The organism is Mycobacterium tuberculosis H37Rv (genome assembly GCF_000195955.2).
GTDB lineage: Bacteria > Actinomycetota > Actinomycetes > Mycobacteriales > Mycobacteriaceae > Mycobacterium > Mycobacterium tuberculosis.
This window is the reverse complement of record NC_000962.3, coordinates 769671-791712: the sequence shown is the minus strand read 5'-3', so window position 1 is coordinate 791712 and position 22042 is coordinate 769671. Positions and strand designations below refer to the sequence as shown.

The following is a 22042-nucleotide window of genomic DNA, read 5'->3' as shown; positions in this document are numbered from 1 at the left end:
CTGGACACAATATGGCATCGAGTGCCGAAATGGAAGGGCGAATGTGATGCCGCACGAGTCGCGGGTGGGCCGACGGCGCTCAACCACACCGCACCACATCAGCGATGTTGCCATCGAACTGTTCGCTGCCCACGGTTTCACCGATGTCAGCGTGGACGACATCGCCCGGGCGGCCGGCATCGCCCGCAGAACGTTGTTTCGCTACTACGCCTCCAAGAACGCCATCCCCTGGGGTGACTTCAGCACCCACCTTGCACAGCTACAAGGTCTACTCGACAATATCGATTCACGGATTCAGCTGAGGGACGCGTTGCGCGCAGCGCTGTTGGCCTTCAACACCTTTGACGAATCCGAAACCATCCGACACCGCAAGCGCATGCGGGTCATCTTGCAAACTCCTGAACTGCAGGCCTATTCGATGACCATGTATGCTGGCTGGCGCGAGGTGATCGCCAAATTCGTTGCCCGCAGATCGGGTGGAAAGACGACAGACTTTATGCCCCAAACCGTCGCCTGGACAATGCTGGGGGTCGCTCTGAGCGCCTATGAACATTGGCTGCGCGACGAATCCGTCTCCTTGACCGAAGCGCTCGGGGCCGCGTTTGACGTCGTCGGCGCCGGTCTGGACCGACTCAACCAGTGACGGGCACCGAACACCTGGTCCACACCCTGCGGTCACAGGGGCGGGTGTGCACCTCCTCCGGCTCCCCGATGTACCGCGAGCTACTTGAGCTCGTGGCAGCTGACGTCGAAAGCGGCGGCGTCTTCGCGTCCATCTTGGCCGACCAGAAGGGTGCTCCGGAGGGCCAGGCGGTGCCGCTTCGGCTGCTCGGCGGATTGCACCGGATGGTGCTCGACGGCCGCGCACCGGTGTTGCGCCGCTGGTACCCCAGCACCGGCGGCACCTGGCAGGCGGAGGCAGCCTGGCCCGATATCGTCCGCACCGCGACCGACCAGCCGGAGTCGCTGCGTGCGGCTCTCGATCGGCCACCGCAGACCAACGAGGTAGGGCGCTCGGCGGCGTTGATCGGTGGACTTCTCATCGCCTGCCTCCAATTCGACTTGCCAATAAGGCTTTTCGAGATAGGGTCCAGTGCAGGGCTGAACCTGCGACCAGATCGGTACCGCTACCGTTATCTCGGCGGCGAATGGGGCCTGGCCGACTCACCGGTGCGAATCGACAATGCCTGGCTGGGCGAATTGCCGCCGACGGCCACGGTGCGGATCGTCGAACGACACGGATACGACATCGCGCCCATCGACGTCACCAGCCCCGACGGGGAGCTGAACGCGTTGAGCTACATCTGGCCGGACCAGACCGATCGGTTGGAGCGGTTGCGGGGCGCCATCGCCGTCGCCCGCAACATTCCCGCGGACCTCCATCGGCAGGCGGCGCACGCCGCAGTCGCCGGCATGACTCTGACCGACGATGCACTCACCGTGTTGTGGCATTCGATCACCTGGCAGTACCTGCCCGCCGACGAACGCGCAGCGATCCGCGCCGGAATCGACGCATTAGCCGCGCAAGCCGATGCCCACTGCCCGTTCGTGCACCTCACCTTGGAGCCTGCCCACCAGCGGCCCGGCGCCCAAATCAAGTACCTGGTACGTATGCGCAGTTGGCCGGGTGGTCACGCCCGGGTCTTGGGTGAATGCCATCCACACGGCCCACCGGTGACCTGGCAATGACGAGCGATCTGCGATCCCCGAGTTGGGTCGGCACAGTGTTGGCGCCGCCACGGTAGCAGCTCGCCGGATATTTTCCTGACCAACCCGTCGGAATTCACGCCAGCGCGGCGACGGTATGGGCGGCTCTGCGGCGCCCGTGGCACGGCCGAGGACCTGACGTCGGAGACATTTCGGGCTGCAACGGATGCCGCGCATGGAAGCGATCCGCCGCCAATCGCGATTTCATGGCTGCGTGGCGCGACACAAGCTGGCTGACCACGATCAGCCGCCGTCATGTCCCCATGCCGGTCACCGAGCTCCCACGAACAACCGAGCTCCCGACCGGCATATTCGCCGGCTCCGGTTGTCCCACCCTGGTTGCTGCTAGGCCGTCGCAGGCCTGGTCGCCACGCGCGAGGCGATCACCGCAGCCAGCGGCGCCGCGGGACAAACAGGTCAATCCGAGCACGGAGCCATCCTCGATGCTACCGACAACCGAAGCGCGGCATTCGCGGTCTTGAAGCCGAGCCCGTGCCGGAAACGCCCAGAGCTCAACAGATGCCGGCTCAGTGAAACGGCGAATGTCAGCTACGAGGTAGCCGATTCCGACGTCATCCGCGACTTCTACGCCACGTGCTGGGGTGGACCGTCAAACCGGGCCGCGTCGCGGATGGCTGGCAGGCGCCGGGCGTGCATCTGATGGCCCGGTGCAGCGGGCCGCAGCCCGCATCCGAGCGCCGTGCCGATATGGACGGTGGCGATATCGACGCGGCGGTCGCACGGGTGCGTGCGGCCGGCGCGCTGGCCGAGCCGTCCCGACAGCCAGACGATATGTCCGCCGAATGCGCCGACGACCAGGGCGCCCGCTGCCACCTAGGTCAGCTCTAGGCCTGAGTTTGGTCTAACACTTCGGCGATGGGCGCGCCCGCGGCGATCTTGCCGCGCACCTTCATGACCTTGCCGGCCATCCCGCCACCGACCACGCCAACCAGCACGCCATCGCGCTCGTAATAGGCAAGGAACTTGCGCCCGTCGTCCTCGACCAGATGCACAACGTCGGTGGCGTGCGGCTCCCCCAGGCACTGGATTTTGACGTCATACTGGTCACTCCAGAAATACGGGACGACCACGCCCGTGGGCACATCGGTCCCGAGCATCGCGGGCACCACGACTCGGGCCTGGTCGGCGACGTTGCTCCAATGTTCCACGCGTGCTTGGTGTCCCATCGGATCTCGCCAGGAGGCGACGTCACCGAGCGCCCACACATTCGGCGCGCTAGTCCGCCCGGCTTTGTCACAGATCACGCCGTTGTCGACCTCGACGCCGCTACCCTCTAGCCATTCGGTCGCCGGGGTCGACCCAATGCCCACAACCACCAGATCAGCCGGCAGTTCGGTACCGTCGGTCAGGACCACCGCGTCGACATGCCCCTTGCCACGTACCTCGGCCACTGTCACACCCGTGCGAACATCAACGCCCTCATCGCGATGGAGCCGCGTCACCAACTGGCCGATCTGCTCGCCCAGCACCGAGGCCAACGGCGCCGGCTGCGGCTCAACCAGCACCACATCCACACCGAGACCGCGCAGACTGGCAGCCACCTCGCAGCCGATGAAACCGGCCCCCACCACCACGGCGTGCCGTGCGGCGGATGCATGCTTGCGCAGTGCCATGCTCTCGTCGAACGACCGGAGCACCCGAATGCCATCAAGGTCGGGAAGCGATGGAATACGCCGGGGCACCAAACCAGTCGCGATGACGAGCTCGTCGTAGCCGAGCACCGTACCGTCGGCCAGCGTTACCGTCTGTTCTCCCGTGTCCAAGCTGACGGCAGCCGACCCCAGCCGAAGTGCGATGTCCTTTTCGTCGTAGAACTCGCGGGGTTTGAGGGCCACATCGTCGACCTCGCTGCGCAGCACCTCCTTGGATAGCGGCGGACGGTCGTACGGCAGATGCACCTCGTCGCTGACGATCGTGAGGCGACCCGAATAGCCCGCACGACGCAACTGCTCGGCGGTGCGCGCAGCTGCCAATCCGCCGCCGACGATCACAATTCCATCGTCAAACTCATTGACGCCTTCACGACTGGTCACGTGTGCGTTCATACACGATCGCGCGTCAATACTTCAAGGCACCCTTATCGACCGGGATCTGATTGCCCGACAGTGCGCCCGAGCCGTCGCCGGCCAACCAGACAACGACGTCGGATATCTCGTCTGGTGTCATAAAACCTTTGGGCTGCAACGGCATTGGTGGAAAGCTATGCACATATCCGGGATGCTTGGCGAACGTCTGAATCATTGCCTCCGGTTCGATCATCGGGGTGTCGACCGAGTAAGGATGAATGGAGTTGACCCGTATGCCGAATTCACCGAGCTCTATCGCCAACGTGTTGGTCAGCGCTACGAGTGCATGCTTGCTGGCCGCGTAGTGGCCGTTGCCCGGTGTCGCCTTCAACCCCGCCGACGAGCTGACAACCACAATCGAACCCCCATTGCCGGCATCGATCATCGCGGGCACGGTGGCCCGCAAGGTGCGCCACGTACCCGTCAAGTTGACCCCGATAACGGTCTCCCACTGCTCATCGGTGAGTTCCCAGAGCCTGCCCCAACCCAGCACCCCGGCGTTGGCCACCACGATGTCGAGCCGGCCGAACTGCTCGACACCATCGGCCACCAGCCGCCGCAACTCGGCGTCGTCGCGAATATCCACCTCGCGGGCGAGCACCTTGCGGCCTTCGGCTTCCACCGCGCGGACGGTCTCGCCGAGATCTTCGGACGTGGCCGGCGGGTAAGTCACGCTGCCGGATACTGGCGCGCAGATGTCCAGCGCGACGATATCGGCCCCCTCGCGCGCCAGCCGCACCGCGTGCGACCGTCCTTGGGCGCGGGCGGCGCCGGTGACAAATGCCACCCGGCCGTGCAGTGATCCTCCCCGCGCAGACACATACGCCCCTCTCGCCGACTGTCAGGCTAGCAGCGAAACTGTAACGTGTTCTAACGTGCCCCAGATTCCCGCCCACCAGACAAAATCCCCCGATGCCTCGGCGTGTCGCGGGCTTTCGCGTCTGCTCGCCGCGGATGGTGCCCCAGCTCGCCTCAGATTTCGGAGATGATCTGGGCGCGCTTGCTCTCGTATTCCGCCGCGTTGACCGCACCGCTGGCGCGCAGCGATTCCAGCTCCGCAAGCCGCTCGGCGATCGATCCTTGCGACGCTGGCTCGGCCGCCGGCGCCTGCCGCTCGGCTGCCCGCCGCACCACCGCTTGGACTTGCTGACGCAGTGCCGGATTCGAGCGGATGTCAACCATCCGGTTCAGCGGAACGTTGTTTGCCTTCAGAATCTGCAAGATCTCCATCAGCGGGCCGGTTTGCCCACTCAAGTCGTAGGTCTTGTTGTCTTCGGCGACGGTGAATTGGGCGGGCACCAGGCCGTTGACCAAAGCGCTTCGTTCCCAGTCGATCAGGTATTGCTGCGTGGCGGGATTCACCAATACCACCAGTTTTCGAGCCGTGAGATTGCCCAGCCGGGTCACACTGGCGATGACCCGGTCTTCCGTGTCGAACGGAGTGATGCCGGGTCCCGAGATGTGCAGGTGCACCTTTACCAGCGGTTGATCGTTGATCCGGGTCCCTGTCTCGCTGAGCCCGGTGATTTGGGCGAGCGCCAGCACTCCACTCCGTTCAAGTGCCGCGGTCTTGGCAGCGGTCTTTGCCCCGTAGTTGGTCAATGCGAGCGCGACCAGCACGTCAGCAACGGTAATGATCAGACCGACATAGAACATCCACGACATCAGGCTGCCCAGTCCGAGCGTGAAGTAGACGACCAAGAAGATCGGCCCGACCAGACCACCGCACAACAGCACCAATAACTGCATCTTGATGTAGCGCGCTAACACGTGCCTGCTCCTTGCCTCGTCGGAGGGTCCATGTCAGCGTAGCGCCGCACGCTGGGCATTTTCGCGAGCAGACGCAAAAGAACATGATGGGCGCTGGTGCGCCCATCATGTTCTTTTGCGTCTGGTGGCCGGTAGACCTACTTGATGATCTTGGTGACCCGGCCGGCGCCCACGGTGCGGCCACCCTCGCGGATCGCGAAACGCAGACCTTCGTCCATGGCGACGGGCTGGATCAACTTCACCGAGATGTTGGTGTTGTCACCGGGCATCACCATCTCGGTGCCCTCCGGCAGTGTCACCACACCGGTCACGTCGGTGGTGCGGAAGTAGAACTGCGGACGGTAGTTGTTGAAGAACGGCGTGTGCCGGCCGCCCTCGTCCTTGGACAGGATGTAGACCTGGCCTTCGAACTCGGTGTGCGGCGTGGTGGTGCCGGGCTTGGTGACAACCTGGCCACGCTCGACGTCCTCGCGCTTGACGCCCCGCAGCAGCAAACCAACGTTGTCGCCCGCCTGGCCCTGGTCGAGCAGCTTGCGGAACATCTCCACACCGGTGACGGTGGTCTTGGTGGTCGATGGGCGAATGCCGACGATCTCAACTTCCTCGTTCACGTTGATCACGCCGCGCTCCACACGTCCGGTGACCACGGTTCCGCGGCCGGTAATGGTGAAGACGTCCTCGACCGGCATCAGGAACGGCTTGTCGGTCTCGCGGACCGGGTCCGGAATCGACTCGTCGACCGCGTTCATCAGTTCCTCGACAGAGGCAACCCACTTCGCGTCACCCTCGAGCGCCTTGAGCGCCGAGACCCGCACAACCGGGGCGTCCTCGTCGAATTCCTGGGCAGCCAGCAGCTCGCGGACCTCCATCTCGACGAGTTCGAGCAGCTCCTCGTCGTCCACTGCGTCGGCCTTGTTCAGCGCTACCAGGATGTAGGGCACACCCACTTGACGCGCCAGCAGAACGTGCTCGCGGGTCTGGGGCATCGGGCCGTCGGTGGCGGCGACCACCAGGATCGCACCGTCCATCTGCGCGGCGCCGGTGATCATGTTCTTGATGTAGTCGGCGTGGCCAGGGGCGTCGACGTGTGCGTAGTGCCGCTTGTCGGTCTGGTACTCCACGTGCGCGATGTTGATGGTGATACCGCGCTGACGCTCCTCGGGGGCGTTGTCGATCTGGTCGAATGCCTTCGTCTCGTTCAGATCGGGGAATTTGTCGTGCAGGACCTTGGTGATAGCCGCGGTCAGGGTGGTCTTGCCGTGGTCAACGTGACCGATGGTCCCGATGTTGACGTGGGGCTTGGTCCGCTGGAACTTCGCCTTCGCCACTTTTGTGTCCTCCTGGACTTGTTAGTGCTTATAAAAGCAGTGTTGATGTTTTCAGTTATGCCGCGGTCGTAACCGGGCCAGCCTACTCGTATGGTTGTATCTACTCGCCAGTCGCCTTCGCGCTGCTCATTGCTCGTGAGCTTCGCTCACTAGCGGTCGTCTTCGCATCGCCTAGTCGCCCGTCGCCTTCGCTGTACCCATTGCTCGGCTCCTCACTCGTGAGCTTGCGCTCACTCGCCCGTCGCCTTCGCGATGATTTCCTTCGACACGTTCGCCGGCACTTCGGAGTACGAGTCGAACACCATGGAGTAGTTTGCCCGGCCTTGAGTCTTGGACCGAAGGTCACCGACGTAGCCGAACATCTCCGACAGCGGCACGTGCGCCCTAACAACGCGCGCACCAGCCCGCTCCTCCATGGCCTGGATCTGGCCACGGCGGGAGTTCAGGTCGCCGATCACGTCACCCATGTAGTCCTCGGGTGTGGTCACCTCGACCGCCATGATCGGTTCCAGGATCACCGGCTGCGCAAGTGCGGCAGCCTTTTTGAGCACCTGCGAGCCCGCGATCTTGAACGCCATTTCCGAGGAGTCAACCTCGTGGTAGGCGCCGTCGAGCAGCGTGACCTTCAGGTTCACCAGCGGATAGCCGGCCAGCACGCCGTACTGCATGGCGTCCTGTGCGCCGGCATCCACCGACGGGATGTACTCCCGCGGGATACGCCCGCCGGTGACTTTGCTCTCGAACTCGTAGGTCGCGCCCTCTTCACCGGTGAACGGCTCGAGGTTGATGATGACCTTGGCGAACTGGCCCGAGCCACCCGTCTGCTTCTTGTGGGTGTACTCGACGTTCTGCACGAGCCGCTTGATGGTCTCCTTGTAGGCAACCTGAGGCTTGCCGACGTTGGCCTCGACCTTGAATTCCCGGCGCATGCGGTCCACCAGGATGTCCAGATGCAGCTCGCCCATGCCGCCGATGACGGTCTGGCCGGTCTCGGAATCCAGGTGCACCTTGAAGGTCGGATCCTCTTCGGCGAGCTTCTGGATCGACAGACTCAGCTTCTCTTGGTCGCTCTTGGTCTTCGGCTCGATGGCCACCTCGATCACCGGGTCGGGGAAGGTCATCGACTCCAGCACGATCTGCTGGTTCGGGTCGCTCAAGGTGTCACCGGTGGTGGTGTCCTTGAGACCGATCACCGCGTAGATGTGACCGGCACTAGCCCTATCGACCGGGTTCTCCTTGTTGGAGTGCATCTGGAACAGCTTGCCCAGCCGTTCTTTCTTGCCCTTGGTGGCATTGATGACCTGGCTACCCGACTCGACGGTGCCCGAGTACACCCGGATGTAGGTGAGCTTGCCGAAGAACGGGTGAGTAGCGATCTTGAACGCCAGGGCCGCAAAGGGCTCGTCGGTGGTCGCCTTGCGCACCACCTCCTCGTCCTCCTTGGCGGGCGCGTGCCCGATCGCCGGCGGAACGTCCAGCGGCGACGGCAGGTAGTCGACGACGGCATCCAGCATCGGCTGCACGCCCTTGTTCTTGAACGCGCTGCCGCACAGCACCGGGTAGATCTCGCTGGCGATTGTCAGCTTGCGGATCGCGCCCTTGATCTCGTCGACGGTGAGCTCCTCACCGCCCAGGTACTTCTCCAACAGGTGCTCGTCGGACTCGGCGACCACCTCGAGCAGCTTGGTCCGGTACTCCTCAGCCTGCTCGGCCAGGTCGGCCGGTATTTCCACGGTGTCGTAGGTTTCGCCGAGTTTCGTCTCGCCGCGCCACACCTTGGCGTTCATCTCCACCAGGTCGACGACGCCTTCGAAGTCGGCCTCCGCACCGACGGGAAGCTGAATGGGCACGGCGTTGGCCCCAAGCCGCTCCCCCATCGTGCGAACCGAGAAGTAGAAGTCCGCACCGATCTTGTCCATCTTGTTGACGAAGCAGATTCGGGGGACATCGTATTTGTCGGCCTGCCGCCACACCTGTTCGGACTGCGGTTCGACACCCTCTTTGCCGTCGAAAACCGCGACCGCGCCGTCGAGCACGCGCAGATTGCGCTCCACCTCGACGGTGAAATCCACATGCCCTGGCGTGTCGATGATATTGAGCTGGTTGTCTTTCCAGAACGTGGTCGTGGCCGCAGAGGTGATGGTGATGCCGCGCTCCTGTTCCTGTTCCATCCAGTCCATGGTGGCTGCGCCGTCGTGCACCTCACCAATCTTGTAGTTGATACCGGTGTAGTACAGGATGCGCTCGGTGGTTGTGGTCTTGCCGGCATCGATGTGCGCCATGATGCCGAAGTTGCGGACCCTACTCAGGTCGGTCAGCACGTCCTTCTGTGCCACAGAAGTCTTCCCACTCTTTCGGTTGCTAGTTAGCTGTCTATCACTGTCGGTTTGCGCCCTGGCTGGCTAACCGGCGCTTCTCACCAGCGATAATGCGCAAAGGCTCGGTTCGCCTCGGCCATCTTGTGGGTGTCCTCACGCCGCTTGACGGAGGCCCCAAGGCCATTGCTGGCATCCAGGATCTCATTTGCCAGGCGCTCGATCATCGTCTTCTCACGGCGTTGCCGCGAGTAGCCGACGAGCCAGCGCAGCGCCAGCGTGGTCGACCGGTCGGGGCGCACCTCGACAGGCACCTGATAGGTCGCGCCGCCGACGCGACGGCTGCGCACCTCCAGGGCGGGTTTGACATTGTCGAGAGCCCGCTTGAGGGTGATCACCGGATCGGTGCCGGTCTTGTCGCGAGCTTGCTCAAGCGCACCATAAACAATGCGCTCGGCCAGCGATTTTTTCCCCTTCAACAGAACCTTGTTCACCAACTGGGTGACCAACTGCGATCCGTAGACCGGGTCGTTGACCAACGGACGCTTGGGCGCGGGCCCCTTGCGTGGCATCAGCCCTTCTCCTTCTTAGCGCCGTAACGGCTGCGTGCCTGTTTGCGGTTCTTGACACCCTGCGTATCCAGCGAACCGCGGATGATCTTGTAGCGCACACCAGGCAGGTCCTTCACCCGGCCGCCGCGCACCAGCACCATCGAGTGCTCCTGCAGGTTGTGGCCCTCGCCGGGAATGTACGCCGTGACCTCGACCTGACTCGTCAACTTCACGCGGGCAACCTTCCGAAGCGCCGAGTTCGGCTTCTTCGGAGTGGTGGTGTACACGCGGGTGCATACACCACGACGCTGCGGGCTGCCCTTCAGAGCCGCGGTCTTGACCTTACTGATCTTGTCCCGACGACCCTTGCGGACCAGCTGCTGGATGGTTGGCATCTACCGGCTTTCTATCTTGGGCGCTTTCACGTTCTGTTTGTCGGCCATGCCCCGCCACGGTTACCCGCGGCCGGGTGTGTCGCATAGCTTGCCTCAAACTCGATTCGTCTCATCCGAGGCATCGCGGACATGCGAATTGGCCCGGCATCCACGCCCCTACATCAAGCGTAAGCCGCCAGGCACGAGCAACCACAATACCCGCCGCCAGTCTGGCAGGTCAAAGCGGGCGTTGCGGCCGAAGCAGGGCGCTACGTTGACGCGGTACCACCGTGTGTGGTGCGCCTTTCCATGCCCGCCGCCAGCCGCAGCACCATGTCGGTGAACACCGCATCGGTATCGATGTCGTCCATGACGCCGGTCATTTCCAGCAACACAAACCCATGCAGTGCCGACCAAAACTCGAGCGCCGCGTAGAAAGCCTGCTCACCGTCGAGGCCGTACGAGGACAGCACGGCGATGACGGGCGCGGCTGCGCCCCTAGTCGCAGCGGTGTATTCGGGATCGTCACCGCCCAGCGGCATCCGGGTGAACGCCGAGTACCGACCCGGGTGGTGGTGGGCGTAGCTGCGGTAGGCACCGGCCATGACCAACACCGCGTCATCGCGTGCGCGACCCGCACCGACCCTATTCAGCATCGTGATGATGTCGTCGATCACCCGAATCCGCACCGCCCGGCGTAGATCCTCGAGGCTGTCCACGTGGTTGTACAGCGACGGCCCCTTGGTCCCGAGCTGGGTCGCCAGCGCATTGATGGTCAGCGAGTCCCACCCCTCCCGATCCAAAAAGGTCAGGGCGCCCTCGACGATGCTCTCACGGCTCAGTTTGGCCGGGCGAGCCACGGACTTCACCGCTTTCCCCGCGCGCGGGCGGCCGCCCGCTGACGGTGCTTGCGGCTGAGCTGCCATGGCGGTTCGCCCTTCGGTTGGGGTGATCGGCTTTGGGTCCGCACCGGTCTTCGGGGGACGTTAGGGCCAACTAATGACTCTAGCGACCGGGTTGTGGAGTAGCTGACATCAGACGCGGGGTGCCTGCCCGGCAAATGCACTCAGGTCTGTCGTCGCCCGGGCGAATGCACGTACGCTCAATCAAGGCCCGACCAAGGCTCAGTCAAGCATCACCCGCCCAGTCGAAGGGGGGCCCGCCGTGAAGTGGAACACCGTCGCCGCGTCGCTGGCTGCCGGTGTCATCACCATCGCTGTCGCCTTGGCCGCCCCACCGCCGGCCGCACACGCCAAGAACGGCGACACCCATGTCACCGGGCAGGGCATCGAGCGGACGCTGGACTGCAACGAATCCACCTTGTTGGTCAACGGCACTCAGAACATCGTGACCGCGCTGGGAACCTGCTGGGCGGTGACCGTGATGGGCTCGTCCAACACCGTTGTCGCCGACACGATCATCAACGACATCACCGTCTACGGCTGGGACGAAACGGTGTTCTTCCGCAATGGTGATCCGTTCATCTGGGACCGTGGCCGGGAACTAGGAATGGTAAACCGACTGCAGCGGGTCGGCTGAGGTGGTCGAGAAACCGTTGCGCGCCGATCGCGCTACCCACTCCCGGTTGGCGACCTTTGCTCTGGCGCTGGCTGCCGCAGCGTTGCCGCTGGCCGGCTGCAGTTCCACTGCCAACCCGCCGGCAGCTACCACGACGCCCGCGACCGCCACCACCACGACAGCGACGAGCGGCCCGACCGCGGCGCCGACCGTGACGACCGGAGAATCCACAACCGCTTCGATCCAGATCGGTGACATGCTGACCTACGGATCCATCGGGACTACCGCCACCCTTGACTGCGCTGACGGCAAGTCACTGAACGTGGCCGGCTCGGACAACACGCTGACCGTCAACGGCACCTGCGAAACGGTGACCGTCGGTGGTGCGAACAACAAGATCGCCTTCGACAGGATCGACGAGCGCCTCGTTGTTGTTGGGCTGGACAACACGGTCACCTACAAAAACGGTGACCCCACAATCGATAACCTCGGCGCGGGCAACCGCATCAACAAGGAGTGACCACAGGCCAATCGCCGTCTTGCTCGCCACCTCGGTCAGATTGCGAGGTTGCTCATCAGTCGTCCTCTCCGGTTCGCTGGCTGTATCGCCCCAGGGCGTCGGAGACGACGTTCTCCATATATGCCAACAGATCCCGCATCTCCCGCAGCCGTCGGCTTCGCTGCGGCGGGGCGTCGCCCAGCGCCCTCAGCCCCACGTCAGCCAGGTCCTGCAGTTCGGCCATTGCCCGGATGCGTTCACGCTCGCCAGCCGCGAAAGCGTTGGGCCGCAACCGGAAATAGGTGCGCCGATCCCCGGCGACCGCGAGCCGCTCAATGAACCCAAATTGGATCAGCATCCGGGCATTGGTGCTGATCCCCCCGCTGCTGGCCGCCAGCGCCGTCGCCAGTTCCTCCGAGGACTGCCGCTCGGGATCACACACCAGCAGCCAGCCCAACAATCGACCCGCCAACCGAGTCAAACTCCTGGACTCGAAATAGCCGCCCATCTGTTCGACGAATTCCATGATGTCGGGCTCGGCGCCCATCTGATCGACCCCGTCGTTGACGCTCACAAGTTTCACTGTACTCTGAAATCTGTGACGTTCGGTATGCGTCACCAGACCGGCGTGAACTTCATGCGGCAGAGGCGGAGGGCGATGATTGGAACTCTCAAGCGTGCCTGGATACCGCTGCTCATCCTGGTTGTGGTCGCCATCGCCGGCTTCACGGTGCAGCGGATCCGCACTTTCTTTGGTTCCGAAGGCATCTTGGTGACGCCGAAGGTCTTCGCCGATGACCCGGAGCCGTTCGACCCCAAGGTGGTGGAGTACGAAGTTTCCGGCTCCGGTAGTTACGTCAACATCAACTACCTGGACCTCGACGCCAAGCCACAGCGGATCGACGGCGCAGCCCTGCCGTGGTCGCTCACCTTGAAGACCACGGCGCCGTCCGCGGCCCCCAACATCCTCGCGCAAGGCGACGGCACTTCCATCACCTGCCGAATCACCGTCGATGGCGAAGTGAAGGACGAGCGGACCGCAACCGGCGTGGATGCCCTGACCTACTGCTTTGTGAAATCCGCATGATCGTGCAAAGGACAGCTGCGCCGACGGGCTCCGTCCCGCCCGACAGGCACGCGGCGCGACCGTTCATCCCCAGAATGATCCGTACCTTCGCGGTGCCGATCATCCTTGGGTGGTTGGTCACCATCGCCGTCCTCAACGTCACTGTGCCGCAACTGGAAACGGTCGGACAGATACAGGCGGTGTCGATGAGCCCCGACGCGGCACCGTCGATGATCTCGATGAAACACATCGGCAAGGTGTTCGAGGAGGGAGACTCCGACAGCGCGGCGATGATCGTGCTGGAGGGCCAGCGGCCGCTCGGTGACGCCGCCCATGCGTTTTACGACCAGATGATCGGCAGACTGCAAGCCGACACCACCCACGTCCAGTCCTTGCAGGACTTTTGGGGGGATCCACTGACCGCCACCGGCGCCCAGAGCAGCGACGGCAAGGCCGCCTACGTTCAGGTGAAACTCGCGGGCAATCAGGGCGAGTCACTGGCCAACGAGTCCGTGGAAGCGGTCAAGACCATCGTCGAGCGCCTTGCGCCGCCACCCGGTGTCAAGGTGTACGTCACCGGTTCGGCCGCGCTGGTCGCCGATCAGCAGCAGGCCGGCGACCGTAGTCTGCAGGTGATCGAGGCGGTCACGTTCACCGTGATCATCGTGATGTTGCTGCTGGTCTACCGGTCGATCATCACGTCGGCGATCATGCTGACGATGGTGGTGCTCGGGCTGCTCGCCACCCGCGGGGGCGTGGCTTTCCTCGGTTTCCACCGGATCATTGGGCTCTCGACCTTCGCGACCAACCTGCTCGTGGTGCTGGCGATCGCGGCCGCCACCGACTACGCCATCTTCCTGATCGGCCGCTACCAGGAAGCACGCGGGCTCGGCCAGGACCGGGAGTCGGCGTACTACACCATGTTCGGCGGCACCGCCCATGTCGTGCTGGGCTCGGGTCTGACCATCGCGGGTGCCACGTTCTGTCTGAGCTTCACCCGACTGCCGTACTTTCAGACCCTCGGTGTGCCGTTGGCGATCGGGATGGTCATCGTCGTCGCCGCCGCACTCACCCTGGGCCCGGCGATAATCGCCGTGACGAGCCGGTTCGGCAAGCTGCTCGAGCCCAAGCGGATGGCGCGGGTGCGGGGCTGGCGCAAGGTCGGGGCCGCCATCGTCCGCTGGCCCGGCCCCATCCTGGTCGGTGCGGTGGCCCTGGCGCTCGTCGGTCTGCTGACCCTGCCGGGCTACCGGACCAACTACAACGACCGCAACTACCTGCCCGCCGACCTACCGGCCAACGAAGGCTATGCGGCCGCGGAGCGCCATTTCTCCCAGGCCCGGATGAACCCCGAGGTGCTGATGGTCGAAAGCGACCACGACATGCGTAATTCGGCCGACTTTTTGGTGATCAACAAGATCGCCAAGGCCATTTTCGCCGTGGAGGGGATATCCCGGGTGCAGGCCATCACCCGGCCGGACGGCAAACCGATCGAGCACACCTCAATCCCGTTCCTGATCAGCATGCAGGGCACCAGCCAGAAACTGACCGAGAAATACAACCAGGACCTGACGGCCAGGATGCTGGAGCAGGTCAACGACATTCAGTCCAACATCGACCAGATGGAGCGGATGCACAGCCTCACCCAGCAGATGGCCGATGTCACCCACGAAATGGTCATTCAGATGACGGGGATGGTGGTCGATGTCGAGGAGTTGCGCAACCATATTGCGGATTTCGACGATTTCTTCCGCCCCATCCGCAGCTACTTCTACTGGGAAAAGCACTGCTACGACATCCCGGTCTGCTGGTCGCTGCGGTCGGTGTTCGACACCCTCGACGGAATCGACGTCATGACCGAAGACATCAACAACCTGCTGCCGCTCATGCAGCGCCTGGACACGCTCATGCCCCAGCTGACCGCGATGATGCCCGAGATGATCCAGACCATGAAGAGCATGAAGGCGCAGATGCTGAGCATGCATTCCACCCAGGAAGGGCTGCAGGATCAGATGGCCGCGATGCAGGAGGATTCGGCGGCGATGGGCGAAGCCTTTGATGCTTCGCGCAACGACGACTCGTTCTATCTGCCTCCCGAGGTTTTCGACAATCCCGACTTCCAACGCGGCCTGGAACAGTTCCTCTCGCCGGACGGGCACGCGGTGCGGTTCATCATCAGCCACGAAGGCGACCCGATGAGCCAGGCGGGCATCGCGCGCATCGCCAAGATCAAGACCGCCGCCAAGGAAGCCATCAAGGGCACACCGTTGGAGGGATCCGCGATCTACCTGGGCGGTACCGCGGCGATGTTCAAGGACTTGTCCGACGGCAACACCTATGACTTGATGATCGCCGGAATCTCCGCACTCTGCCTGATCTTCATCATCATGCTGATCACCACCCGCAGCGTCGTCGCGGCCGCCGTCATCGTCGGCACCGTGGTGTTGTCGCTGGGCGCCTCGTTCGGGCTGTCGGTGCTGATCTGGCAACACATCCTGGGTATCGAGCTGCACTGGTTGGTGTTGGCGATGGCGGTCATCATCCTGCTGGCCGTCGGCGCGGACTACAACCTGCTGCTGGTTGCCCGGCTCAAGGAGGAGATCCACGCCGGAATCAACACCGGCATCATCCGTGCGATGGGTGGCAGCGGGTCGGTGGTGACCGCCGCCGGGCTGGTGTTTGCCTTCACCATGATGTCGTTTGCCGTCAGCGAGCTGACCGTGATGGCCCAGGTTGGCACCACCATCGGTATGGGCCTGCTCTTCGACACCCTGATCGTCCGGTCGTTCATGACACCGTCGATCGCGGCCCTCCTCGGAAAGTGGTTCTGGTGGCCCCAGGTTGTCCGGCAACGACCCATTCCGCAGCCGTGGCCCTCGCCGGCATCGGCACGGACCTTCGCCTTGGTCTGAGCCGTACCCGCCTAAAGCGTGTCGCCCTGTTCGGCCCGAGGTGCCGGGGCCCCATGCCGACCGGCACCCGCGGCGAACCGTCTCGCCCCCTCTAGCGCCTCGCCGGCCACCCGCGCGATGCTGGCGAACTCGAGGTCGAGCGCCGCGGACTCGGGCAGGCCCCACTGGTGCAGCGCCGACAGCCGATCCGATCGCAGACACTGCTGCGGCAGCGCGGCCAATTGCGCCGCCAACTCCTCAGCCGCCTGTCGGGCTTGACCCTTGGGCACCACCCGATTGGCCAACCCCATGGCCAGCGCTTCGTCGGCCGGCACCCCACGGCCAGTGAGGATCATGTCCATCGCGCGGCTGTGCCCGATCAGCCGTGGCAGTCGCACGGTGCCGCCGTCGATGAGCGGTACCCCCCAGCGACGGCAAAACACACCGAACACGGCGTCTTCCTCGGCCACCCGCAGGTCGCACCACAGTGCCAATTCCAGCCCCCCGGCGACGGCGTAGCCGCTGACGGCGGCGATCACAGGTTTGGACAGCATCATTCGTGACGGCCCCATCGGGCCGGGACCCGTCCGGTGCACAGAGTTGGCCTCCGGTGTGCCAAAGGCCTTCAAATCGGCTCCCGCACAAAAGGTTCCACCCGCACCCCAGAGTACGGCCACCGACGCGGCGTCGTCCCGGTCGAATTGCTCGAACGCCGCGCACAACGCCGCGGCGGTCGGGCCGTTGACCGCGTTGCGGGAGGCCGGCCGGTTCAGAATCACCGTGGTCACCCGACCTTTGCGCTCCACACGCACCAGATCACTCATGTCACCTCCAGGAGTTGAGTTGCATCGCGTCGTTTCGCCATTGCAGTGGCGAAGTCGTGGTACGCCGCCCGTAACCCGGCGCCCGGCCAGTCGGCGGGCAACAGTTCAGCGGGCAACATCGGATCGGTGAGCAGGTGGCGCACCATCGCCGCAGCCACCACAAATCGCCCGGGCATGTCGGTGGCCGCTGCCATGTCGCCGAGCAACCGGTGGCCGGCCTCGGTCCACCCCGACAGATCCCACAGCTGCCCGGCCAAGTCGGCGGGGGCCTCGTCGCGGGCCGTCAGCATCCTAACCCGGGCCGCAACGTCGGACTCCAAGTCGAGGTCGAGATTGTCCGGCCGCATCCACACCCCTTCCCGCAATTCACCGAAACGCTTGTGGTGCATGCAGGTTCGCAGTGCGGCCCGGGTACGAGCATCGGTGCCGATGCTGGTGACAATCAGCATGTGCCAGTTTCCGTGCCAAGCGCGGGTCCGTGGGCGCATGGCCTCATCTTGTCGGCGCTGGCGGGCCAGCAACCGATCCGAGAGCCGGTAGCCGTCCGCGGACCGGACCAGATCCCCGGCACCGACCATGCGGGTCAGCGCGACCCGCAACGTCGTCTCCTTGATACCGAAATCCGCTGTCAGCTGGATCAATTCGCTTGCGGTGGCCCACGCGGGATGAGCACCGAGCAGCACGCTGAGTACCACCGAACGGGCGGTCATGGCCGGCATGGTTACACCCGCGATGCTTGACGGCCGTAGTCGCCAAACGGCTCGTCACGGCGCCGCACCGCATCCCGGAAGCCGTGCTCGACCGCGTCGGCGACAAACGCGTGCCCCTCGGGTGTGTGCCGAGCGGCGCCGTCGAACACGGTGCTGACCATCCTGCTGGTGGCCACACCCTGTTGCAGCAGAGCGGAATTGAGCGCGAGCTTGACCATGATCAATTGATTGACCGGCAGTGCGGCGATCCGGGCCACCAGTCGCTCGGTCCGCTCGTCGAGGTCAGCCGGCTCCGGCGCCTCGACCGCCAGGCCCCACTCGGCGGCCTGCGCGCCGGTGATGCAATCGCCGGTGAACAGCAGCCGTTTGGCCCGCTGGTCGCCGAGCCGGTGCGCCCACAGGCCCGCCGCCGGCACCCCCCACACCCGGGTGGGCGGGTAGCCGATCTTGGCGTCGGCGGCGGCGATCACCTGATCGGCGTGCAGCGCGATGTCGGTGCCGCCGGCCACGCAGTAGCCGTGGATCTTGACCACCGTCGGCTTGTCGGCATGCATCAGACTGGCGAATCCGCGCACGAACCGGCTCATCATCTGGTAGTCGATCATCGGGTCCCACGGCTGGTTCGGTAGGTGGTTGACGGCCTGGGTCTTGCCATCTAGCACCGTGCCTTGGTATGCGCCGCCGCCCCCGGTCGACGACGACCCCTCGGCGTAGGCGGACAGGTCGAAGCCGGCACAGAATCCCTCGCCGCGACCGGACACCAGAATGACATGCACGCCTGGATCCAGATCGGCACGCTCCACCAGAGCAGACAACTCCAGCGGGGTGTCTGCGATGATCGCGTTGCCCTTCTCCGGCCGGTTGAAGGTGATCCGCGCAATCCGACCGGTGACCTCATAGGTCATCGTCTTCAGGTTGTCGAAATCGACCGGCCTGATCGCGTGTGTCATCAGCGGCCGCTCAGCCTTTTACCAGCGCACGCTCGAGGATGGGCGCGAGATCCAGACCGGCCGGCATGGTGCCGTACGCTCCGCCCCACTGGCCGCCGAGCCGAGTGGCCAGAAACGCCTCGGCGACGGCGGGATGTCCGTGGCGCACCAACAACGATCCCTGCAACGCCAGGCAGATGTCTTCGGCAATCTTGCGGGCTCGATAACCGATCGTGTCAAGATCGCCCAGCTGCGGACGCAGCCTTTCGACGTGGCCGTCCAGCCTGGGGTCCTGGCCTGCGCTGCGGGCCAGCTCGTCAAACAGCACCTCGACGCATGCGGGCCGGGTTGCCATGGCGCGCAAGGTATCTAGCGCGCTGACATTGCCCGAGCCCTCCCAGATGCCCATCAACGGCGCCTCCCGGTAGAGCCGGGGCATCCCGGAATCCTCGACATAACCGTTGCCGCCCAGGCACTCCAGCGCTTCGGCGGCGTGAGCGGTGGAGCGCTTGCACACCCAGTACTTGGCGGCCGCCAGGCCGATGCGACGCAGCAGCGCTTCGGTCTCGTTCCCGCGCACCGCGTTGTCGGTGGCACCGGCCATCCGCATTGCCACGATGGTGGCGGCCTCGGCCTCCACCGCCAGGTCGGCCAGCACGTTGCGCATCAACGGCTGGTCGATCAGGTAGGCGCCGAACGCCTTCCGATGCTGGGCATGGTGGACGGCGCGGGTTAGGCCGGTGCGCATGCTGGTGGCACTGCCCAGAGCGCAGTCCAGCCGGGTGAGGTTGACCATCTCGATGATGGTCGGCACGCCGCGGCCCTCCTCGCCCACCAGCCACGCGACGGCACCGTCGTATTCGACCTCGCTCGAGGCGTTTGCGTGGTTGCCGAGCTTGTCCTTGAGCCGCTGCAAGAACATTCGGTTGCGGGTGCCGTCGGGCAGCACCCGCGGCAGCAGGAAGCACGACAGCCCGTCCGGTGCCTGCGCGAGCACCAGGAAGATGTCGCACATCGGCGCCGAAGTGAACCACTTGTGGCCGGTCAAGCTGTAGCTGCCGTCCGCATTCGGGGTCGCCTGGGTGGTGCCAGCGCGCACGTCGGAGCCACCCTGCTTCTCGGTCATCGACATGCCGGCGGTGATGCCGGCCTTCGTGGTCGCCGGCTTCAGCTCCGGGTCGTACTCACGACTGGTCAGCAGCGGCTCGTAGACCGCAGCCAGCTCGGAGTTATACCGCAGCGCCGGAACGACGGCGTAGGTCATCGAGATGGGGCAGATATGGCCCGGCTCGACGGTCCACACCGATGTCTTGGCCGCTCGCACCACGTGCGCACCCGGGCGGTCGTCAGCCCACGGTGCGGCGTGCATGCCATGGGTGATCGCGGTACGCATCAGCTCGTGGTAGGCCGGGTCGTACTCCACCTCATCGACCCGGTACCCGTAAGCGTCGTGGGTATGCAGGATGGGCCGGTTGCGGTCTGCAAGCTCTCCCCAGCGTTGGGCTTGGCAGCTGGCAGAAATTGCCCCGACCTCGTTTACTTCATCCAGGCCCCACTGGCCACCCTCCTGGATCAGAGCCTCGATGAGCACCGGGGATGACGCGGGATTGTAGTTCTCCAAGGGCGGAACCTGGTTGGTGACGACATGCGTATCTGACATGCCACCATGTTACGTTTTTTCTACAACTGCACAAGAGAATGTAACGGATGGTTTTGTCCTCATCTGAAGTGCGCTGCAAAGAATCGCCACAGTGTCTGGGTGGCAAATGACGGCCATCGGTGGCCGGCGTCATCGACGGTGAGCAGCACGACACGGCGATTGTCGGCGCATGTGGCGCCCGATGTGGTGACCGGACCTTCGGTCGTGGTATCCAGCGCGCCGCACCGGTTGACCTCGCGCCAGAACGCATTGAGATCGGGCACCGGCGGACCGTCGATGCGCGCGAACCCGGCGCCGGGCCCGCCGTGGTAGCGGACCAGCGGATCGGCCGTGCCATGGATGTGGATGACCGACACCGGACGCGGGGACTGACAGGGGTCTAGTTGCGTGCCCGAAACGACGCCGATCGCCGCGAAGATGCTGGTGTTGCAGGCCAGCGTGTAGGACATGATGGCACCGTTGCTCATGCCCGTGACGTAGACCCGGGCGGGGTCGATGCTGACATTGTTGGCGATGTCGGCGACGACCGCGCGGACGAAGCCGATGTCGTCGACGCCTTCACGTGCGGGCCGGCCGCAGCAGCCTCCGCCATTGGCATTCCAAGCCCTGTGATAGCCATCGGGGTAGGCGACGAGGAACTTCTCGGAGTCGGCCAATTCGTCCCAGCCATAAGACCTTTCGGCTTGCTTGGCGCTGCCGAACCCGCCGTGCAACATGACGACCAGCGGCGCCGAGGACGGCAACCCGACGGGCTTATAAAGCCGGTAGCTGCGGCCGGCTCCATCGACATCGAGGGTGTGCACGCTATTGCCATTGCCGAAGCCCGCCGCCAACCTCGTTCCCCCCGAGCAGCCCGCGAACGCAAGCACAGCGGCGAGCAGTATGGCGACCCTGCGGAGCATAAGTCAACGGTAGGTGCCGCGGGGCTTGAAGTCAGCTGCCGGTTCTTTCCCGCAGAAACGCGATGTCGTCCTTGCGACCTTGGTCGGCGGTTTCGCAGATCACCGGCGCGCCGGCCGCCTTGACGGCAGCCACCAGCAGGTCAGGATCAATCTGGCCGCTGCCGAGGTTGGCGTGGCGGTCACGGCCCGATCCCGCTTCGTCCCTGGAGTCGTTGCAGTGCACCAGATCGATGCGGCCGGTAATTGCTTTGATCCGATCGACGGCATCGGTCAGCGCCTCGCCGGCCGCCCAGGTGTGGCAGGTGTCCAGGCAAAACCCGATTCCGGTGTCGCCGATGACGTCCCAGAGCCGGGCGATGGTGTCGAAGCGGCGCGCCATCGCGTGATCGCCGCCGGCGGTGTTTTCCAGGTAGACGGGAACCTCGGTTTCCAGCCGGTCCAGCGCCTTGCGCCAGCGCTGGAAGCCCTTGTCGATGTCGTTGTCGTCGGCGACGTGCCCACCGTGCACGATCACCGCCGCTGCGCCAATGTCGGCCGCCGCAGCACAGGTCTCTTGCAGGATCTTGCGCGACGGGATCCGCACGCGATTGTTCGCCGACGCAAGGTTGATCAGGTAGGGCGCATGCACGTAGATGGGCAGGGTCGCGGCTTTCAGCGCGGCGGCGTCGTCCCGCGGCTTGGGAGCCTTCCAGCTCTGCGGATTGCCAAGGAAAATCTGCACTACGTCAGCGCCTTCGGCCTCCGCTGCGGCCAGCGGATCGGTTGGGCTGACATGCGAACCAATGAGCACAACCCAAGTCTAGTGAGACCGATCTGGTGAGACCCACACCCTCGGATCACGTCCGGCCAGCCGCGGCACGGGATGCTGCCGTCCGTATTCGTGGGCCCCGGCGCATAAAGTGTTTCTCCTT

The 22042-nt window shown here is 64.5% G+C and carries 22 protein-coding genes; 7 read left to right on the top strand and 15 right to left on the bottom strand.

Annotated features, from left to right (window positions below; translation table 11 throughout):
• Window positions 1–46: 46 nt before the first annotated feature.
• From Rv0691c to Rv0689c, 3 genes are all read left to right on the top strand, one after another.
• Entirely contained in the window at window positions 47–643 is a 597-nt protein-coding gene (locus Rv0691c; protein NP_215205.1) for a mycofactocin biosynthesis transcriptional regulator MftR, read from the top strand.
• Window positions 640–1689, top strand: a complete 1050-nt coding sequence (locus tag Rv0690c; protein NP_215204.1) for a hypothetical protein — start codon at window positions 640–642, stop codon at window positions 1687–1689. Before Rv0691c ends, Rv0690c begins: the two co-directional genes overlap by 4 nt.
• Before the next feature lie 612 nt (window positions 1690–2301).
• Entirely contained in the window at window positions 2302–2556 is a 255-nt protein-coding gene (locus Rv0689c) for a hypothetical protein (protein ID NP_215203.1), read from the top strand.
• Here the strand turns inward: Rv0689c and Rv0688 are convergent.
• From Rv0688 to Rv0681, 8 genes are all read right to left on the bottom strand, one after another.
• Window positions 2553–3773, bottom strand: coding sequence for a ferredoxin reductase (locus Rv0688; protein ID NP_215202.1), 1221 nt, complete (start codon window positions 3771–3773; stop codon window positions 2553–2555). The two genes, Rv0689c and Rv0688, sit on opposite strands and share 4 nt — an antisense overlap.
• Before the next feature lie 13 nt (window positions 3774–3786).
• Window positions 3787–4614, bottom strand: a complete 828-nt coding sequence (locus Rv0687) for an NAD-dependent oxidoreductase (protein ID NP_215201.1) — start codon at window positions 4612–4614, stop codon at window positions 3787–3789.
• A 152-nt stretch (window positions 4615–4766) separates the two neighbouring features.
• Window positions 4767–5564 carry a membrane protein gene (locus Rv0686; protein ID NP_215200.1) on the bottom strand — a complete coding sequence of 266 codons (798 nt, stop codon included), beginning with the start codon at window positions 5562–5564 and terminating at the stop codon, window positions 4767–4769.
• Window positions 5565–5701: 137 nt separating this feature from the next.
• Entirely contained in the window at window positions 5702–6892 is a 1191-nt protein-coding gene (gene tuf, locus Rv0685; RefSeq protein NP_215199.1) for an elongation factor Tu, read from the bottom strand.
• 230 nt (window positions 6893–7122) lie between these two features.
• Window positions 7123–9228 (bottom strand): elongation factor G, encoded by a 2106-nt coding sequence (fusA1, locus tag Rv0684; RefSeq protein ID YP_177746.1) that lies wholly within the window; start codon window positions 9226–9228, stop codon window positions 7123–7125.
• Between the two features lie 80 nt (window positions 9229–9308).
• Complete coding sequence (gene rpsG, locus Rv0683) at window positions 9309–9779, bottom strand: 30S ribosomal protein S7 (RefSeq protein ID NP_215197.1); 471 nt, start codon at window positions 9777–9779, stop codon at window positions 9309–9311.
• Window positions 9779–10153 carry a 30S ribosomal protein S12 gene (gene rpsL, locus Rv0682; protein ID NP_215196.1) on the bottom strand — a complete coding sequence of 125 codons (375 nt, stop codon included), beginning with the start codon at window positions 10151–10153 and terminating at the stop codon, window positions 9779–9781. The genes rpsG and rpsL overlap by 1 nt, the downstream gene beginning before the upstream one ends.
• 248 nt (window positions 10154–10401) lie before the next feature.
• On the bottom strand, window positions 10402–10992 hold the full coding sequence (locus tag Rv0681) for a transcriptional regulator (RefSeq protein NP_215195.1): 591 nt from the start codon (window positions 10990–10992) through the stop codon (window positions 10402–10404).
• A 304-nt stretch (window positions 10993–11296) separates the two neighbouring features.
• On the opposite strand from Rv0681, the gene Rv0680c reads away from it, so the two are divergent.
• Window positions 11297–11671: a transmembrane protein gene (locus Rv0680c; protein NP_215194.1), complete on the top strand. Its 375-nt coding sequence runs from the start codon at window positions 11297–11299 to the stop codon at window positions 11669–11671.
• A 1-nt stretch (window position 11672) separates the two neighbouring features.
• Window positions 11673–12170: a hypothetical protein gene (locus Rv0679c; protein ID NP_215193.1), complete on the top strand. Its 498-nt coding sequence runs from the start codon at window positions 11673–11675 to the stop codon at window positions 12168–12170.
• Between the two features lie 55 nt (window positions 12171–12225).
• On the opposite strand, the gene Rv0678 is transcribed toward Rv0679c, so the two are convergent.
• On the bottom strand, window positions 12226–12723 hold the full coding sequence (locus Rv0678) for a hypothetical protein (protein NP_215192.1): 498 nt from the start codon (window positions 12721–12723) through the stop codon (window positions 12226–12228).
• An 84-nt stretch (window positions 12724–12807) separates the two neighbouring features.
• Between Rv0678 and mmpS5 the strand changes: the two genes are divergently transcribed.
• On the top strand, window positions 12808–13236 hold the full coding sequence (mmpS5, locus tag Rv0677c) for a membrane protein MmpS5 (protein NP_215191.1): 429 nt from the start codon (window positions 12808–12810) through the stop codon (window positions 13234–13236).
• On the top strand, window positions 13233–16127 hold the full coding sequence (gene mmpL5, locus Rv0676c) for a transmembrane transport protein MmpL5 (RefSeq protein ID NP_215190.1): 2895 nt from the start codon (window positions 13233–13235) through the stop codon (window positions 16125–16127). Before mmpS5 ends, mmpL5 begins: the two co-directional genes overlap by 4 nt.
• Before the next feature lie 11 nt (window positions 16128–16138).
• Here mmpL5 and echA5 read toward each other — a convergent pair whose 3' ends face one another.
• From echA5 to end, 6 genes are read right to left on the bottom strand one after another with little or no spacing between them, the layout of a single operon-like run.
• Window positions 16139–16930, bottom strand: coding sequence for an enoyl-CoA hydratase EchA5 (gene echA5, locus Rv0675; RefSeq protein YP_177745.1), 792 nt, complete (start codon window positions 16928–16930; stop codon window positions 16139–16141).
• Window positions 16927–17649, bottom strand: a complete 723-nt coding sequence (locus tag Rv0674; protein NP_215188.1) for a hypothetical protein — start codon at window positions 17647–17649, stop codon at window positions 16927–16929. Before Rv0674 ends, echA5 begins: the two co-directional genes overlap by 4 nt.
• Window positions 17650–17651: 2 nt before the next feature.
• Window positions 17652–18590: an enoyl-CoA hydratase EchA4 gene (echA4, locus tag Rv0673; RefSeq protein NP_215187.1), complete on the bottom strand. Its 939-nt coding sequence runs from the start codon at window positions 18588–18590 to the stop codon at window positions 17652–17654.
• Window positions 18591–18600: 10 nt separating this feature from the next.
• Window positions 18601–20229 carry an acyl-CoA dehydrogenase FadE8 gene (fadE8, locus tag Rv0672; RefSeq protein NP_215186.1) on the bottom strand — a complete coding sequence of 543 codons (1629 nt, stop codon included), beginning with the start codon at window positions 20227–20229 and terminating at the stop codon, window positions 18601–18603.
• Window positions 20230–20288: 59 nt separating this feature from the next.
• A complete protein-coding gene (gene lpqP / locus Rv0671) occupies window positions 20289–21131 on the bottom strand; it encodes a lipoprotein LpqP (RefSeq protein NP_215185.1) in 843 nt (280 codons plus the stop codon).
• Between the two features lie 31 nt (window positions 21132–21162).
• Entirely contained in the window at window positions 21163–21921 is a 759-nt protein-coding gene (end, locus tag Rv0670; protein ID NP_215184.1) for an endonuclease IV, read from the bottom strand.
• Between the last annotated feature and the right edge of the window lie 121 nt (window positions 21922–22042).